This is a genomic window from Amycolatopsis sp. NPDC004772 (assembly GCF_053601215.1).
In genome coordinates this window covers 32376-47707 of record NZ_JBSGBK010000013.1, presented here as the reverse complement: position 1 = coordinate 47707, position 15332 = coordinate 32376, and the positions used below count along the sequence as shown (strand labels likewise).

The 15332-nt window shown below is 70.6% G+C and carries 13 protein-coding genes; 3 read left to right on the top strand and 10 right to left on the bottom strand.

The window, feature by feature from the left end; genetic code table 11:
• Nucleotides 1-8 precede the first annotated feature (8 nt).
• The 3 genes from ispG to dxr all read right to left on the bottom strand — a co-directional run bounded on the left by ispG (nucleotide 9) and on the right by dxr (nucleotide 3711).
• Entirely contained in the window at nucleotides 9-1142 is a 1134-nt protein-coding gene (ispG, locus tag ACWEF6_RS11060) for a flavodoxin-dependent (E)-4-hydroxy-3-methylbut-2-enyl-diphosphate synthase (protein WP_310974753.1), read from the bottom strand.
• 136 nt (nucleotides 1143-1278) lie between these two features.
• The gene (locus ACWEF6_RS11055) at nucleotides 1279-2505 is read right to left on the bottom strand and encodes a M50 family metallopeptidase (protein ID WP_449682762.1); all 1227 of its coding nucleotides are present in this window, start codon (nucleotides 2503-2505) and stop codon (nucleotides 1279-1281) included.
• Between the two features lie 3 nt (nucleotides 2506-2508).
• A complete protein-coding gene (gene dxr, locus ACWEF6_RS11050; RefSeq protein ID WP_449682761.1) occupies nucleotides 2509-3711 on the bottom strand; it encodes a 1-deoxy-D-xylulose-5-phosphate reductoisomerase in 1203 nt (400 codons plus the stop codon).
• Nucleotides 3712-3805: 94 nt separating this feature from the next.
• Here dxr and ACWEF6_RS11045 point away from each other — a divergent pair, with 94 nt between their 5' ends.
• Complete coding sequence (locus ACWEF6_RS11045) at nucleotides 3806-4063, top strand: DUF2631 domain-containing protein (RefSeq protein ID WP_003057577.1); 258 nt, start codon at nucleotides 3806-3808, stop codon at nucleotides 4061-4063.
• Between the two features lie 25 nt (nucleotides 4064-4088).
• Entirely contained in the window at nucleotides 4089-4751 is a 663-nt protein-coding gene (locus ACWEF6_RS11040) for a peptidylprolyl isomerase (RefSeq protein WP_449682760.1), read from the top strand.
• A gap of 95 nt (nucleotides 4752-4846) precedes the next feature.
• Here ACWEF6_RS11040 and ACWEF6_RS11035 read toward each other — a convergent pair whose 3' ends face one another.
• The 4 genes from ACWEF6_RS11035 to pdxR all read right to left on the bottom strand — a co-directional run bounded on the left by ACWEF6_RS11035 (nucleotide 4847) and on the right by pdxR (nucleotide 10211).
• Nucleotides 4847-5521: a hypothetical protein gene (locus tag ACWEF6_RS11035; protein ID WP_449682759.1), complete on the bottom strand. Its 675-nt coding sequence runs from the start codon at nucleotides 5519-5521 to the stop codon at nucleotides 4847-4849.
• A gap of 168 nt (nucleotides 5522-5689) precedes the next feature.
• The gene (locus ACWEF6_RS11030) at nucleotides 5690-6664 is read right to left on the bottom strand and encodes a hypothetical protein (protein WP_449682758.1); all 975 of its coding nucleotides are present in this window, start codon (nucleotides 6662-6664) and stop codon (nucleotides 5690-5692) included.
• Nucleotides 6665-6874: 210 nt separating this feature from the next.
• Nucleotides 6875-8644 carry an MFS transporter gene (locus ACWEF6_RS11025; RefSeq protein WP_449682757.1) on the bottom strand — a complete coding sequence of 590 codons (1770 nt, stop codon included), beginning with the start codon at nucleotides 8642-8644 and terminating at the stop codon, nucleotides 6875-6877.
• Between the two features lie 115 nt (nucleotides 8645-8759).
• Complete coding sequence (gene pdxR / locus ACWEF6_RS11020) at nucleotides 8760-10211, bottom strand: MocR-like pyridoxine biosynthesis transcription factor PdxR (protein WP_449682756.1); 1452 nt, start codon at nucleotides 10209-10211, stop codon at nucleotides 8760-8762.
• 28 nt (nucleotides 10212-10239) lie between these two features.
• Between pdxR and ACWEF6_RS11015 the strand changes: the two genes are divergently transcribed.
• Complete coding sequence (locus ACWEF6_RS11015; protein ID WP_449682755.1) at nucleotides 10240-11022, top strand: L-histidine N(alpha)-methyltransferase; 783 nt, start codon at nucleotides 10240-10242, stop codon at nucleotides 11020-11022.
• Here ACWEF6_RS11015 and ACWEF6_RS11010 read toward each other — a convergent pair.
• The 3 genes from ACWEF6_RS11010 to ACWEF6_RS11000 all read right to left on the bottom strand — a co-directional run bounded on the left by ACWEF6_RS11010 (nucleotide 10986) and on the right by ACWEF6_RS11000 (nucleotide 15326).
• A complete protein-coding gene (locus tag ACWEF6_RS11010; RefSeq protein ID WP_449682754.1) occupies nucleotides 10986-11114 on the bottom strand; it encodes a hypothetical protein in 129 nt (42 codons plus the stop codon). The genes ACWEF6_RS11015 and ACWEF6_RS11010 overlap by 37 nt on opposite strands.
• Nucleotides 11111-14356, bottom strand: coding sequence for a tetratricopeptide repeat protein (locus ACWEF6_RS11005; protein WP_449682753.1), 3246 nt, complete (start codon nucleotides 14354-14356; stop codon nucleotides 11111-11113). The genes ACWEF6_RS11010 and ACWEF6_RS11005 overlap by 4 nt, the downstream gene beginning before the upstream one ends.
• A 241-nt stretch (nucleotides 14357-14597) precedes the next feature.
• On the bottom strand, nucleotides 14598-15326 hold the full coding sequence (locus ACWEF6_RS11000; protein WP_310974402.1) for an alpha/beta fold hydrolase: 729 nt from the start codon (nucleotides 15324-15326) through the stop codon (nucleotides 14598-14600).
• Between the last annotated feature and the right edge of the window lie 6 nt (nucleotides 15327-15332).

Here is a 15332-nt window from a genome sequence, read left to right as displayed (position 1 = left end):
GGGAGTGCTCAGCCGGCGGTGACCACCGGCGCGCCCTCGCCGAGGGACTCGCCCGCCTCTTCGGCGATGCGCATGGCCTCTTCGATGAGCGTCTCGACGATCGCGTGTTCGGGCACGGTCTTGATGACCTCGCCCTTGACGAAGATCTGGCCCTTGCCGTTGCCCGACGCGACGCCCAGGTCGGCCTCGCGGGCCTCGCCGGGGCCGTTCACGACGCAGCCCATGACGGCCACGCGCAGCGGGATCTCCATGCCCTCGAGCCCGGCCGTGACCTGCTCGGCGAGCGTGTAGACGTCGACCTGCGCACGCCCGCAGGACGGGCAGGAGACGATCTCCAGCTTGCGCTGCTTGAGGTTCAGCGACTGCAGGATCTGGATGCCGACCTTGACCTCTTCGACCGGCGGCGCGGACAGCGAGACGCGGATCGTGTCGCCGATGCCCTGGCGCAGCAGCGCGCCGAAGGCGACCGCCGACTTGATCGTGCCCTGGAACGCCGGGCCGGCCTCGGTGACGCCGAGGTGCAGCGGGTAGTCGCACTGCTCGGCCAGGAGCTCGTACGCGCGCACCATGACCACCGGGTCGTTGTGCTTCACCGAGATCTTGATGTCGTGGAAGTCGTGCTCGGCGAACAGCGACGCCTCCCACAGCGCCGACTCGGCCAGCGCCTCCGGCGTCGCCTTGCCGTACTTGTCCATGATCCGCTTGTCCAGCGAGCCGGCGTTGACGCCGATCCGGATCGGCGTGCCGTGGTCCTTCGCGGCCTGCGCGATCTCCTTGACCTGGTCGTCGAACTTGCGGATGTTGCCGGGGTTGACGCGCACCGCCGCGCAGCCGGCCTCGATCGCCGCGAAGACGTACTTCGGCTGGAAGTGGATGTCGGCGATTACCGGGATCTGCGACTTCTTCGCGATCGCCGGCAGCGCCTCGGCGTCGTCGGCCGACGGGCACGCCACGCGGACGATGTCGCAGCCCGCGGCGGTCAGCTCGGCGATCTGCTGCAGCGTCGCGTTGACGTCGGAGGTGAGCGTCGTCGTCATCGACTGGACGGAGATCGGGAAGTCGCTGCCGACACCGACCGGGCCCACCTGGAGCTGGCGGGTCTTGCGGCGCTCGGAGAGGACGGGCGGGGGCAGGGCGGGCATACCGAGTGCGACGGTCACGGCTTCCAGCGTACCTACCCCTACTGGGCCACCTTCACCATGTCAACCGTCACGGTGAGCAGCGTTACGCGCGGTGTGGCGCCCCACGGAGGGGCCGGAACCCCTCCGTGGCGGTTCGCTACTGCAGGCGGATCGGGTTGACGATGTCCGCGGTCACGGTGAGTAGCGTGACCGCACCGCCGATGAGCACCAGCACCATCGTGATCCCGGACAACCTGGTGTAGTCGACAGGCCCGCCGGCGACCTTGCCCCGCCGGGCCCGGATCCAGTCGCGGACGCGCTCGTACCAGACCACCGCGATGTGGCCGCCGTCCAGCGGCAGCAGCGGCAGCAGGTTGAACACGCCGATGAAGAAGTTCAGGCTGGCCAGCAGGAAGAAGAACAGCACCCAGATGCCCCGCTCGACGGCCTCGCCGCCGATCCGGCTCGCGCCGACGACGCTGACCGGGGTGTTCGGGTCGCGCTCGCCGCCGAAGATCGCGGTGACGACGGCGGGGATGCGCTGGGGGAACTCGACGAGCCGCTGCGCCGTCTCGGCGAACATCGTGCCGGTGAAACTGAAGGTGGCGCCGACCGCGGCGACCGGGCCGTACTGGGTGGTGACCGCGGGCTGCTTCGGGGACGCGCCGATCATGCCGACCGTCTTGACGCCGGCGCTGGTCCAGCGCTGCACCTGCGGCACGTCGACGATGAGCGCGAGCCGCTGGTCGCCGCGCTGGACGTCGAACTGGGTCCGGCCGCTGGTGGCCTGCACGGCGGCGAGCATCTCGGTCCAGCTGGCGACCGGCTTCCCGCCGACCGCGAGGATCTTGTCGCCGGCCCGCAGCCCGGCCGCCTCGGCCGGCCGCACCGCACCCGGCGGGCAGCCCGGGTTGTCGGACTGGGCCTGGGCCTGCGCCTCGGTCGTCGCCGACTGCGCGCACGACGTCGCCGCCAGCACCGGCGTGGTGTCGACGGGGGCCAGGTTCGGCAGGCCCATGGTCACGGCCATCAGGTAGAGGACCACGAAGCCGAGGATGAAGTGGGTGACCGACCCGGCCGACATCACGACGGTGCGCTTCCAGGTCTTGAACCGCCACATCGCGCGCGGCGCCTCGTCCGGCGTCACCTCGTCGAGCGCGGTCATGCCGGCGATGTCGCAGAACCCGCCGAGCGGGATCCACTTCAGGCCGTACTCGGTCTCGCCGCGGCGCCAGGAGAACACCGTGGGCCCGAAGCCCACGAAGTACCGGCGGACCTTCATGCCGAAGGCCTTCGCCGTCAGCATGTGGCCGGCCTCGTGCAGTGCGACTGAGACGCAGATCCCCAGCGCGAAGAGCACCACACCGATGATGTAGGCGAGCACCCGCTACTTCCCCTCGATGATCGAACCGGCCCGCGCACGAGCCCAGCGCTCGGCCGCGAGTACGTCCTCCACGTCGCGTGGTTCGCGACGCCATTCGTCGGCGGCTCCCACCACCTCGGAAACAGTGTCCACTATCGACGTGAAGCTGGTGTTCTGCGCGAGGAAAGCCGCCACGACCTCCTCGTTCGCGGCGTTGTAGACGGCGGGCAGGCAGCCGCCGGCGCTGCCGCAGTGGCGGGCCAGCTCGACGGCCGGGAAGGCCTCGTCGTCCAGCGGCTCGAAGGTCCAGGTCGCGGCGGTGTTCCAGGTGCACGCGGCGGCGGCGCCGGGCACCCGGTCGGGCCAGTGCAGCGCGAGCGCGATCGGCAGCCGCATGTCGGGCGGGCTGGCCTGGGCGATCGTCGAGCCGTCGGTGAAGGTCACCATGGAGTGCACGATCGACTGCGGGTGCACGGTGACGTCGATCTTCTCCGGCGCGATGCCGAAGAGCAGGGCCGCCTCGATCAGCTCCAGGCCCTTGTTGACCAAGGTGGCGGAGTTGATCGTGATCAGCGGTCCCATGGACCAGGTCGGGTGCGCCATCGCCTGCTCGACGGTGACCCCGGCCAGCTCGGCGCGCTTGCGGCCGCGGAACGGGCCGCCGGACGCGGTCAGGACGAGCCGGGCGACTTCGCTGTCCTTCCCGGCCCGCAGCGCCTGCGCGATGGCGGAGTGTTCGGAGTCGACGGGCACGAGCTGCCCGGGCTTCGCGGCGGCGAGCACCAGCGGCCCGCCGGCGATGAGCGACTCCTTGTTCGCGAGCGCGAGGGTGGCGCCGGTGGCCAGGGCCTTGAGCGTGGGCTCGAGGCCGCGGGAGCCGGGCAGGGCGTTGAGGACGGTGTCGACTTCGACGGCCTCGATCAGCTCGGTGACGGCGTCGGAGCCGGCGAACAGCCGCGGGAGCTTGAAGTCACCCTGCGCGTACCCACGCTTCTGCGCCTCGGCGTACAGCGCGAGCTGGACGTCCTCGGCGGCCGTGGCCCTGGTCACGGCGACGGCTTCGACGCCGTGGGCGATCGCCTGCGCGGCGAGAGCGGCCGGATCGGCCCCACCGGCGGCGATCCCGGCCACCCGGAACAGGTGCGGGTTGCGCGCGGCGACGTCGAGGGCCTGCACGCCGATGGACCCGGTCGAGCCGAGCACGAGAACGCTTCGCGAGGTAGTCATCGCCGGTCATTGTCGCGCGGGGCGTCTCCGCGGCGCACCCGGAGGTGTGGGATCATCGGCGGGTCCGAGGTTCACGGGGTTTGAGGAGTTCATCGTGGCAGGCAAGGCGGTCGAGAAGAGGCGGCCCGAGGTCGACCCGCGCGACGAGCCGTCCGCGGCCTGGGGCTGGCACGGCTCGTTCCCGAAGGCCACCCGCATCGCCGGCTGGGTCAGCGCGATCATCCTGCTGGTGATGATCAAGGGCAACCACGAGAACAACACCGAGAACGTGTGGCTGGTGGGGCTGTCGTTGTTCCTGATCCTGCTGCTCGTGCTGGACATCCGCAAGCAGCGCACGGCCTGGCGCAAGTAGTCGGTTTTTCGCTAACGTCCCCGGCATGAAGCTGCGCTGGGGTCTTGCTCTCGTCGGTGTCGTTCTGAGTGCCTTGGTGGCCCCTGCCACGCCGGCGTCGGCTTCGGTGCCGCTGGTCCGGTGCGAGTTCACGCCGACGCCCTCGAACCCGGCCGCGCGGCCGGTGGTGCGTCCTTTGCCGGTGGCCTTGACGCGCGGGACTGTCGACGTGACGCTCCGGTTCAACTACGGGCCGGTGACCGTGCGGCTGGACCGTGGCGGGGCGGCGCCTTGCGCGGTGCACAACATGGTCTCGCTGGTTTTGCAGCGGTTCTATGACCGGTCGCAGTGCTGGCGGCTGTCCAACTCCGCTCGCCTTGGTGTTCTTCAATGCGGGGACATCTACGAGGTGGAAAAGGGTGGGCCGGGGTACAAGTTCCCGGACGAGGTCTCGGGTTCGGAGACGTACCCGCGGGGGACGATCGCTATGGGGAACCAGGGGCCGGGGACCAACGGGTCGGAGTTCTTCATCGTGCACTCGTTCGCGAACATCCCGGCCAACTACTCGGTGATGGGGCGGGTGATCCGGGGGATGTCCGCTCTTGATCGGATGGTGGCGGACGGGATCATCCCGACCGACCCGGACGGGCCGCTGGACGGGGCGCCGGCGAAGCCGGTGAAGATTGAGCGAGCGACAGTCGGCTGGTAGATCACCCGAGTCCCTGCTGAAAGCCGCTCCTCGATGGACTTCTGCCCCGGTGGCGGAACCCAACTCTCGTCAATACCTCCCGACACATCCGCAACCTAAACCGACACACGATAAAAGGGCAACCGCTCGCGCCAGCCGTCTTGATCATTCACGAAACCCAGGAAGGCCGACCGCACCGCATCGATACTGTCCAAAACTGCCCTGAAATGCTGCCGTGGACCACCTTCTCTGAATTCCACGACGAACGAGTTCGAACGTACCCCCGCGGCGGTGCCGTACCCGACTTGCACATACCATCCAGGTCGTTTCTCGGCGATGAGATACCAATTCTCGTCACTCAGTTTGCGCAGCTCCAGCTCAATGACACCCTGGTCCGGGTTGACGATGTTTCGACCATCGGCCATCTCCAGCGCTATCCCAGAATTTTCCCCCGGAGGAAAAACCTCCCCAGCCTGCGGGTCGAAACAGGTAACACCATGACCCGAACTCAACCACAGAAGGAAATCGACCATCGTTCCCTGCGAAGGAAAATCCATCGAAACAATGACACATTCAGAGGTCCGATATAATGGCGCCGACCAAGGAGAATCATCGAGGTTTTCCTCTGTCAGATCCGGGAAGTTTTCGGTCAGTTCATCGAAGAAATTGTCCAACCTGTCGTTGTGCAACACGACACCAGAGCGCAGTTCCACCATCGCATGATACTTCCGGGCCGCCTCATCCGAAGAGATCGCCTGAGGCTCCCACCAGAACGCAAGATCAAAACTCATCCGACAATCCTCATTTGCTTGCACATGCACACAGCGGTCATCTCAGCCGAGAACAACGAATTCCACCAATCAGCGAGGCACCCAGGCGTAGAAGACACCTTCAAGCGTCAACCCATTGCGCAACGTGACAGAGTTTCCAGGCGTATTCAACCCTTGGTCGAAGATGCGTCAGCGGTGAGCTTCCCCCTTGGTTTCGACTCCATACCATTTCCCGTTCAACTCGACCGCACCGTCATATTTGCGGAGGGGAAAGCCTGGCACCGACGCCGGCACCTGCCCGCTGATAATGGGAGCACCGTCAAGCTGCAACTGGTCTAGTACCGTGCGCTCATCGAGCGCGCCATCTTGGCCAGGCGCACCATCACGCGGAGCGAACTTTCCGCCAGGCCGCCGCGGAACAGTGTTGACAACCGGTTTTCCCGCGCTTTTCGGCAAGTCGGCTGCTGCCTCTTCAAGAGACTTCACCGCCTGCTTGCCCATCTTCCCAGCGGCCGCCGCCCAGCCGACGAACGGTACCGCCGCCGCCGCGGACAGGCCTGCGTTCAGGCCGTCACCCTCGCCCAGGTACCACAGCGCGTTGGCACCGTCCGCCACCTCGCCGGCGATCGGGATGTATCCGACCAGGTCGAGCAGCTGGTGCCCCGCGTCCGCCCAGCTGTCCGCCGTCACCAGGCGCCACGCGACGCTGAGGCCGCTGAACGGGATCAAGTTCAACAGCCCGGTGACCTGCTCCTCGAAGCCCGGAGCCTGGACTGGACCGGACGGTGCCAGCTCCGAGACCGGTGCCTGGCCCACCGTCCGCACCACCGGCTCCTGCCCGGTCACCGCCTGCGTGATTTTCTGCGTGTTCGGGTCCCCGACCACCGTCTGCGCCACGCTGGAAGCCGGCAGGTTCGGCGACGACGACACCGGCGGCTTGATCCCGCCGTTGTTGCCGTAGACCGGCTGCGTCGCCGCCTTCGGGATGGGCAGTGGGTTGTGCTTGACCGCCGCCTGGCCCGCCGCCCGGTAGTCGATCGCCGGCGGACCACCGGCGCGACTGCCACCGTGGCCCGTGCCGGTTCCCGTGTCCGGCCGGCCACCGCCGCGGCCCGGCCCCGTTCCAGGCTTCGTACTCGTTCCGTTGCTCCAGTCGTCACCCACCAGGTCCCACGCCTTGAACGGGTCATATCCCTGGTTGGGTGGCGCGAGCTGAAGTTCCGGCCCGTTGTCCCCACGACTGACCGGGTGGGTCTCGGCGTACTTGCAGAGTTACTTGTTCTTTGACAGTTGCGTCATTCGGCCTACTTCCAACGGCGCTTTCGACGCGAAAAAGCCGGGTGCCACCCGGCACCCGGCTTCCCGAAACGACCGTCAGCGCTCGGTCGAAGGCGACACCAATTCGCTCGGCCCGCCGCTCGACTCCCCGGCCACCGCGGCCAGTTCCTCCCCCACCGACTCGCCGTTCTTCGGGCGGGCGTCCTTGGTCAGCAGCGACGCCACCGCGCCGATCAGGCACACCACGATCGCGAAGCCGAACGCCACCGCCAATCCCGACTGGAACGGGCCCGAAATCAGGTTAGGGAAGAAGCTCCGCCCCGTCAGGAACGACGCCTGGTCCGGCGGCAGGGACGACAGCTGACCGCCCAGCAACTGCTGGATCGGGTTGTACCCCAAGAACGCCGCGAACAGCACCGCCACCGCCGGGAGGTTGGCGATCTGGGCGGCCGACGACGCCGGAACGCCGTGCTCGATCAGGCCCGCGCTCATCGTCGACGGGAGGCTCGACGACAGGCCCGCGATGATCAAGCTGAAGAAGAAGCCGATCGACAGGACCATCGCCGCGTTCTGGAACGTGGTCATCATGCCCGCGCCCGAGCCGCGGGCGTCCGCCGGGAGGCTGTTCATCACCTCGGCGCGGTTCGGGGAGGCGAACATGCCCATGCCGATGCCGTTGATCAGCAGGATCGCCGCGAACGCCCAGTAGTCGAAGTTCACCGGCAGCAGGATCAGCAGCAGGAACGTCACCGCCGTGATGAGCAGGCCGCCCGAGGCGAGCAGGCGGCTGCCGATGCGGTCGGACAGCACGCCCGACGCCGGGGCCGAGACCAGGAAGCCGATCGTCATCGGGAGCATGTAGATGCCCGCCCACAACGGGGTCTGCTCGAACGTGTAGCCGTGCTGCGGGAGCCAGATGCCCTGCAGCCAGATGATCAGGATGAACTGCAGCCCGCCGCGGCCGAGGGACGCCGTCAGGTTGGCGACGTTGCCCCAGGTGAACGAGCGGATGCGGAACAGCGACAGGCGGAACAGCGGGTTGTCCACCTTCGACTCGATGACCACGAACGCCACCAGCACCGCGAGGCCGCCGATCAGGCAGGTCAGCACGAACGGGCTCCCCCAGCCGGTCGGGGACGAGCCGTAGGGCTGGATGCCGTAGGTGATGCCGATCAGCACCGCGATCAGGCCGACGGCGAAGGTGATGTTGCCCCACCAGTCCATCCGCGCGTGCTTGCGGACGCCGGTGTCGTGCAGCTTGAGGTACGCCCAGACCGTGCCGATCACGCCGAACGGCACCGACACCAGGAAGATCAGGTTCCAGTCGACCGGCGCGAGCACGCCGCCGACGACCAGGCCGAGGAACGAGCCCGCGATGGCCGCGACGCCGTTCATGCCGAGCGCGAGGCCGCGCTGGTTGGCCGGGAAGGCGTCGGTGAGGATCGCCGAGCTGTTCGCCATCAGGAAGGCGCCGCCGACGCCCTGCACGATCCGCCAGCCGATCAGCCACAACGCGGCCGCGTCGCCGTCGAACCAGGTGATGGCCAGCATGATCGACGACACCGTGAACACCGCGAAGCCGAGGTTGTACATCCTCGCGCGGCCGTACATGTCGCCGAGCCTGCCGAAGCTCACCACCAGCACCGCGGTGACCACGAGGAAGCCCATGATCATCCACAGAAGGTAGCTCGTGTTGGCCGGTTCCAGGGGGTTGATGCCGATGCCCTTGAAGATGTCGGGCAGCGCGATCAGCACGATCGAGGAGTTGATCGTGGCGATCAGCATGCCCAGCGTCGTGTTGGACAGCGCGATCCACTTGTACCGCGGCCCCAGTTCCGCGATCGAATACGTCCGGCGTTCCGCCACTGTGCAACCCTTCTGCTCGCAAAGTCCCTTAGCTAGGCTAAGCAAGTTGCTTGCGTATGGCAACCAACAGCGCGAAATGCATGGGAGAGCATGATCACAGCCGCTTGACTGTCCTTTAGGGACCCTTTACCAGAGGGCCCAGAACGGCCACGCCGTCCTCGATCTCCGACGCCGTCCGCGCCGCATACCCCAGCACCAGGCCCGGCCGCCCCGGGAGCTGCCGGTGCCACGACAGCGGCTGGACCTTCACCCCCTCCGCCAGCGCGGCCGCCGCCACCGCGACGTCGTCCACGTCAGCGTCGAACGTCACCGTCAGGTGCAGGCCGGCGGCTGCGCCGTGGACCACCGCCGAGGGCAGCGACGCCGACAGCGCCCGGATCATCGCGTCCCGCCGGCGCCGGTGCCGCCCTCGCACCACCCGCAGCTGCCGCTCCAGCTCGCCCGTCTCCATCAAGCGCGCCAGGACCAGCTGGGCCAGCACCGGATTGCCCAGGTCAGCGAACCGCTTCGCCGCCACGAGATCGGCGGAGAACCGCGGCGGCGCCACCAGCCAGCCCACGCGCAACGCCGGTGCCAGCAGCTTCGACACGCTGCCCATGTAGCAGACCTCCGGCACCATCGACCGGACCGCGGGCACCGGCGCCCGGTCGTAGCGGTGCTCGGCGTCGTAGTCGTCTTCGAGCACGATGCCGCCGGAAGACGCCCAGCGCATCAGCTCACGACGGCGCTCGCCGCCCAGCACCACGCCCATCGGGAACTGGTGCGCCGGTGTCAGCAGCACCGCCGGCGCCGTCAACGCCGAGACGCGCAGGCCGTCGTCGTCGACCGGCACCGGCGGGGTCGCCAGGCCGCAGTGGTGCAGGTGCTGCCGCGCCCCCAGCGAACTCGGGTCCTCGACGGCCACCGAAGTCACGCCGTGCTGCCGCAGCACCTCGCCGACCAGCGTCAACGCCTGCGCGACCCCGGCCACCACGATGATCTCGCCCGGATCGACGCGGATCCCGCGGTTGCGGGCCAGCCAGCGCGACACCGCCAGCCGCATCGACGGCGCGCCGCGCGGGTCGCCGTAGCCGAAGTGGGACGGCTCCAGCTCGTCCAGCACCGCCCGCTCCGCCCGCAGCCACGCCGCCCGAGGGAACGCCGTCAGATCCGGGACGCCGGGGCTGAGGTCGATCCGGGCCGGGGTCGCGCGGACCGCGTCGAACACCTCCACGCCCGGCGAAGCCGTGATCACGTCCGAAGAGCGCCGGTCCGGCGAAGGGGACGGCGGCAGCACGGGCGCGGCGACGATGACCGTGCCCGCCCGGCCGCGGCCCGCGGCGTGGCCGTCGTCGATCAGCCGCTGGTAGGCCTCGGTGACCACGCCCCGCGACACGCGCAGCTCGGCGGCCAGCACCCGGGACGCGGGCAGCCGTCCGCCCACCGGCAACCGGCCGTCGGCGACCGCGGAACGCAGCTGCCCGGCGAGCCAGTCCGCGAGCCCGCCCGGTGGCGCCGACCGGACGTCCAGCTGGAGGAAGTCCGAGCCTATGGACCCCTCCGAGGGCGCTGTTTTGGCTCTGTCCATCGGGCCATTGTCGCAGCACGCTGGACGCATGGACACCGTTTACGTGCACGGATACACCGAACCCGAAGCCCGCCGCCTCGGCGACCAGGCCGACACCCTCGCCGACCTCCTGCACGCCGGGACGGCCTACCCCGCCGGCAGCCGCGTGCTCGAAGCCGGCTGCGGGGTCGGCGCCCAGACCGTCCACCTCGCGGCCCGCAGCCCGGACGCGCACCTGACCGCGGTCGACGTCTCCGCGGCGTCCCTGCGCCAGGCCCGGGCCCGGGTCGAGGGCGTCGACTTCCGGCAGGCCGACCTGTTCGGCCTCGACGGCGAGTACGACCACGTCTTCGTCTGCTTCGTCCTCGAACACCTGCCGGAGCCGGAGAAGGCCCTCGCGCACCTGAAGACGCTGCTGCGCCCCGGCGGCACGATCACCGTGATCGAGGGCGACCACGGTTCGGCGTTCTTCCACCCGCGCAGCGAGCACGCCCAGGCCGCCGTCGACTGCCTGATCCGGCTCCAGGCCGACGCCGGCGGCGACGGGCTCATCGGCCGCCGCCTCCACCCGCTGCTGACCGGCGCCGGGTTCGGGGACGTCATGGTCGAACCGCGGACGGTCTACGCCGACGCGTCCCGGCCCGGCCTGGTCACCGGGTTCACGCGCGACACGTTCACCGCGATGGTCGACGGCGTCGGCGAAACGGCCGTCGGCCGCGGGCTGATCACGCAGAACCGCTGGGACCAGGGCATCGCCGACCTGCACCGGACGACCCGTGACGACGGCACCTTCCACTACACGTTCTTCAAGGCCACCGGGAGCAGGCCGTGAAGCCCCGGGCCCGGCTCGCGGGCAGCACCGACGTCGTCGACCGCGACCTCCAGCGGCTCGAAGCCGACCTGGCCGCCCGCGAACCCGATCACCGCGCGCCGCGCTCCAGGGCCGTCAGGTGGTTCCGGACCCGGATCGCGCCGGGCACGCATTCCCCGGCGTAACAGGCCAGCGCCCGCTCCCACTGCGAGCGGGCGGCCTCCGGGTCACCGAGTCCGCTGTGGACTTCGCCGAGCCCGCAGTGGGCCCGGCCCTGCTCCGGACGGCAGCCCGTTTCCTTCGCCACGGCCAGGGCTTCCCGGTGGTACCGCAGCGCGTCCGCGGTGGCGCCGCGCGCGGCGGAGAGGCTGCCGAGGCTGTTGAGGACGCGGGATTCCACGCCCCGATCGCCGCATTCGCGGGCCAGGCTCAGTGCTTCTTCGAGGTGCTGGGCCGCTTCCGCGTGCCGTCCCTGCGCCAGCCGGACGTCGCCCAGGTGCTTCAGCGAGATGCTGCGGTTGGGCGGGCTTCCCGTCTCCTGCGCGATTTCCAGGGCCCGCTCCAGGTGTTCCGCGGCTTCGGCGTACCGGCCGCGGGCGTGCTCGATGTCGCCGAGGATGCTCAAGGCGTACCCCTCGCTCACCCGGACGCCCATCGCACGCAGGTGCGTCAGCCCTTCCTCCAGGGCCTGGACGGCTTCGTCGTGCCGGCCCAGCGCCGACAGCGCGTCGCCCAGGTTGACCAGCGCGTAGCCCTCGCTGGTGCGGTCGGCGATGTCACGCGCCAGGGCGAGGGCCTCTTCCAGGTAGCCGATCGCTTCGCCGTAGCGGCCGATGCCGCGGCTGGAACAGCCGAGCACCACCAGGACCAGGCCTTCGCTGGTGCGGTCGCCCGTCTTCCGCGCCAGGGCGAGGGCCTCGGTCGAGTACCGGATCCCGTCGGCGAACCGGCCCAGCGCGCGGCACACCAGCCCCAGGGTGTTGACCGAGTGGATTTCGGTGCGCCAGTCGCCGGTTTCCCGGGCCAGGACGAGCGCCTCCTCCAGGTACCGCAGGGCCTCCGGCGACCGGCCGACCCGCCAGTGGCCCAGCGCGATCAGGATGAGCGGCTCGGCCTCGGCCGCCCGGTCGCCGGTGTGGTGGGCCAGCGCCGACGCGTGCGTGTGCAGCACCAGCGCTTCCTCGTGGTAGCCGCCGACGTCGAGGTAGTGCCACAGGATCCCGGACAGCAGCCGCAGGTGCTCGGGCCAGCCGTGCCGGGTGGCGTGCGCGGCGACCGCCAGCAGGTTCCGCCGCTCGGCCTCCAGCCACGCCGGCGCGTCGAGCACCTTGATCTCCGGGTCGGGCACGCGCGGCCGCAGGTGCCGTTCCTGCGGCAGGACGACGTCCATCGCCTGCCCGGCCGAAGTGACGTAGAAGTCGAACAGCCGCTGCTGCGCCTCGTGGCTCTCCTCGGCGTCCTCCGCTGCGAGCTCGGCCGCGTAGACGCGCAGCAGGTCGTGCAGCTGGACCCGGTCGTCACTGGTCTGCTGCACGAGGTGGGCGCGCACCAGGGTGCCGGCCAGCCTTTCGGCCTCCGGCAGGGGGACGCCGGCGAGCGCGGCCAGCGCGGGCGGTGTCAAGTCGCGGCCCGGGTGCAGGCCGCAGAGCCGGAACACGCGCGCCGCGTCGGGCGCGAGGTTGCGGTAGGACCACGAGAACACCGCGCGGACCGCGGTCAGTTCGTCACCGCCGCCATCGAGCAGGTCGAGCCGGCGCCGTTCGTCGGCCAGCTCGGCCGCGAGCGCGGCGAGCCGCTCCCCCGGCCGGCTCAGCGCCAGCTCCGCGACCAGCCGCAGCGCCAGCGGCAACCGGGCCGCGTACCCGATCAGGGCCGCGGTGGCCTCCGGTTCGTCGTCGACGCGCCGGCCGAGCAGCGCCCGCAGCAGATCACGCGCCTCGGCCTCGGTGAGCAGGTCGACGAGCACGCGGCGGGCGCCGTGACGGGCGACCAGCCCGGGCAGCGCGTCCCGGCTGGTCACCAGCACCAGGCAGGTCGGCGAGCCGGGCAGCAGCGGGCGGACCTGCCCGACCGCGTTGGCGTTGTCCAGCACCAGCAGCATCCGCCGCCCGGTGAGCGCGGTCCGGAACTTCGCGGCGCGCTCGTCCGGCTCGGCGGGGATGTCCGCGCCGTCGACGCCGAGGGCACGCAGGAACCCCGACAGCGCGTCGCCCGGGTCCACCGGCCGGACCGTGCCGTAGCCGTGCAGGTCGAGGTAGAGCTGGCCGTCCGGGAACTCCGCGGGCACGCGCTGCGCCCAGCGGACCGCGAGCGCGGTCTTGCCGACCCCGCCGGTGCCGGAGAGGACGGCGATGCGCGCGCCGGTGTCGCCTTCGTCGCGCCGCAGCAGCGCGTCCAGCTCGGCCAGCTGCGCGGCCCGGCCGCGAAACCCGGGGACGTCGGCGGGCAGCTGGGCCGGCACCCGCGCGGGCGGCTCCGGAGCGGCGAAGTCCTGGCGCAGCACCTGCTGCTGAGCCGCCCGCAGCTCGGGACCGGGTTCCAGGCCGAGCTCATCGGCCAGGCGCCGGCGCACTTCGTCGAAGACATCCAGCGCGGCGGCCTGGCGCCCGGATGCGGCGAGCGCCAGCACCAGCTTGGCGTGCGCGGACTCGTTCAGCGGCTCCTCCGCGGTCAGCACCCGCAGCTGCACCGCCGCGTCCTCGGGGTCGGCGTCCGCGGCGTAGGCCAGCACGGCCTTCGCGCGCCGCATCGACAGCGCGAGCCGGGCGGGGTGCTGGCGCAGCCGTTCGACGTCGGCGAGCGCCGGGCCGCGCCAGAGTTCCAGGGCCTCCTTGTGGGCGTCCCGTTCCAGCAGCGCTTCGAAACGCAGCAGGTCGAGCTCGTCCTCGCCGACGGCCAGCCGGTAGCCGCCCTTGTCCGTGGCGATGAGGTCGGCCGGCCGCAGCGCCCGCCGCAGCCGGGCGACGTAGGTGTGGAGCAGCTCCAGGCACGACGACGGCGGCTCGTCCCAGATGACGTCGACGAGGTCCTCGCGCCGGACTGTCCGGTTCGGCTGCAGGGCCAGCAGCGCCAGCAGGAGGCGCTGCTTCTCCGCGCCGATCTCCACGGCCTCGGCGCCGCGCGTCACCGTCAACGGGCCCAGGACGCCGAGCCGCACGGGTTCCGGCGGGGCTTCGGCCAGCGCCTCCCGCAGCTTGCGGGCCGTCTCCGGCCGGGGCCGCCGGACGCTGCCGAGCTCGGCGTTGCGCACCGCGCGCAGGCTCAGTCCCGCACGCTCGGCGAGCTGGGCCTGGGTGAGACCGGCGAGCACACGCCGGTCGCGCAGCCATCCGGCGAACGACGGACCTTCGTCCACAGGCGTCCTCTCCTGCGTCCCCCGAGCGGAACGTACCTCTCCAGCATCACGATCGTGCCGCCCGAGATGTACCACCGATCGGCGAAGATAACCGTTTCCGCAGGTACGGACCGTGACGGCGGCGCGGAGCGGGAGTACAGGCGCTCGTCCACCGCGCTTTCCTAGGCTTCTCGCGTCCGATGGTGGCGAGGGGTTGGCGGAGCAGCCGTCGAGTGGGGTACGACGGCTGCACCCGCTCCTTCTAGACGCCGAAGCGTTCGAGCAGGGCCCGCACGGCGGCCGGGTCCTCGACGTGGGCGTTGTGCCCGAGACCGGCGAGCGTGACGGCGCCGGGATCGAGCGCCCGCAGCTGCTCCGGACGGCTCATCGGGTCGTTTTCCCCCGCGGCGAGCACGACCGGGCAGCGCGCCCCGGCCAACAGGGCCGGCATGTCCGGCGCGCCGAGGCCGAACGCGGCCGGGTCCATCGCGAGGCGCCAACCTCCCTCGGTCTCGCGAAGCCCGGCCGGGTCGGCCGGCGCGATCCCGAGCAGCCCGGACACCTTCAGGTACGCCTGATCGGCCTCCTCCTGCGTCGCGAACACCCGCGGCGGCCGGGCCGCGAACGACGCCGCGCGGTTGAGGTCGTCCTGGCTCCACTCGACCTTGACGCCGAGGGCCAGCACGCCGGCCACCTCGACGTCGTGGCGATCGGACGCCAGTTCCAGCGCGAGCACCCCGCCGAGTGAGTGCCCGGCGACGATCAGCGGCCCGCCGTCCGGCAGCGCTCGCGCCACCGCTTCGGCGAGCGTGGCGAAGCTGTAGTGCGGCAGGGGTGCGGACGGGCCGTGGCCGGGCAGGTCGGGCACCAGGACGCGCCGGTCGAGCTGGACGGCGAGGTGGTTCCAGACGGCGCCGGTCGCGCCGAGGCCGTGCAGCAGGAGGACGGCCGGTTCGCCCTTGCCGCCGATGCGCATGTTGAGCGTGTCCATCCGCGC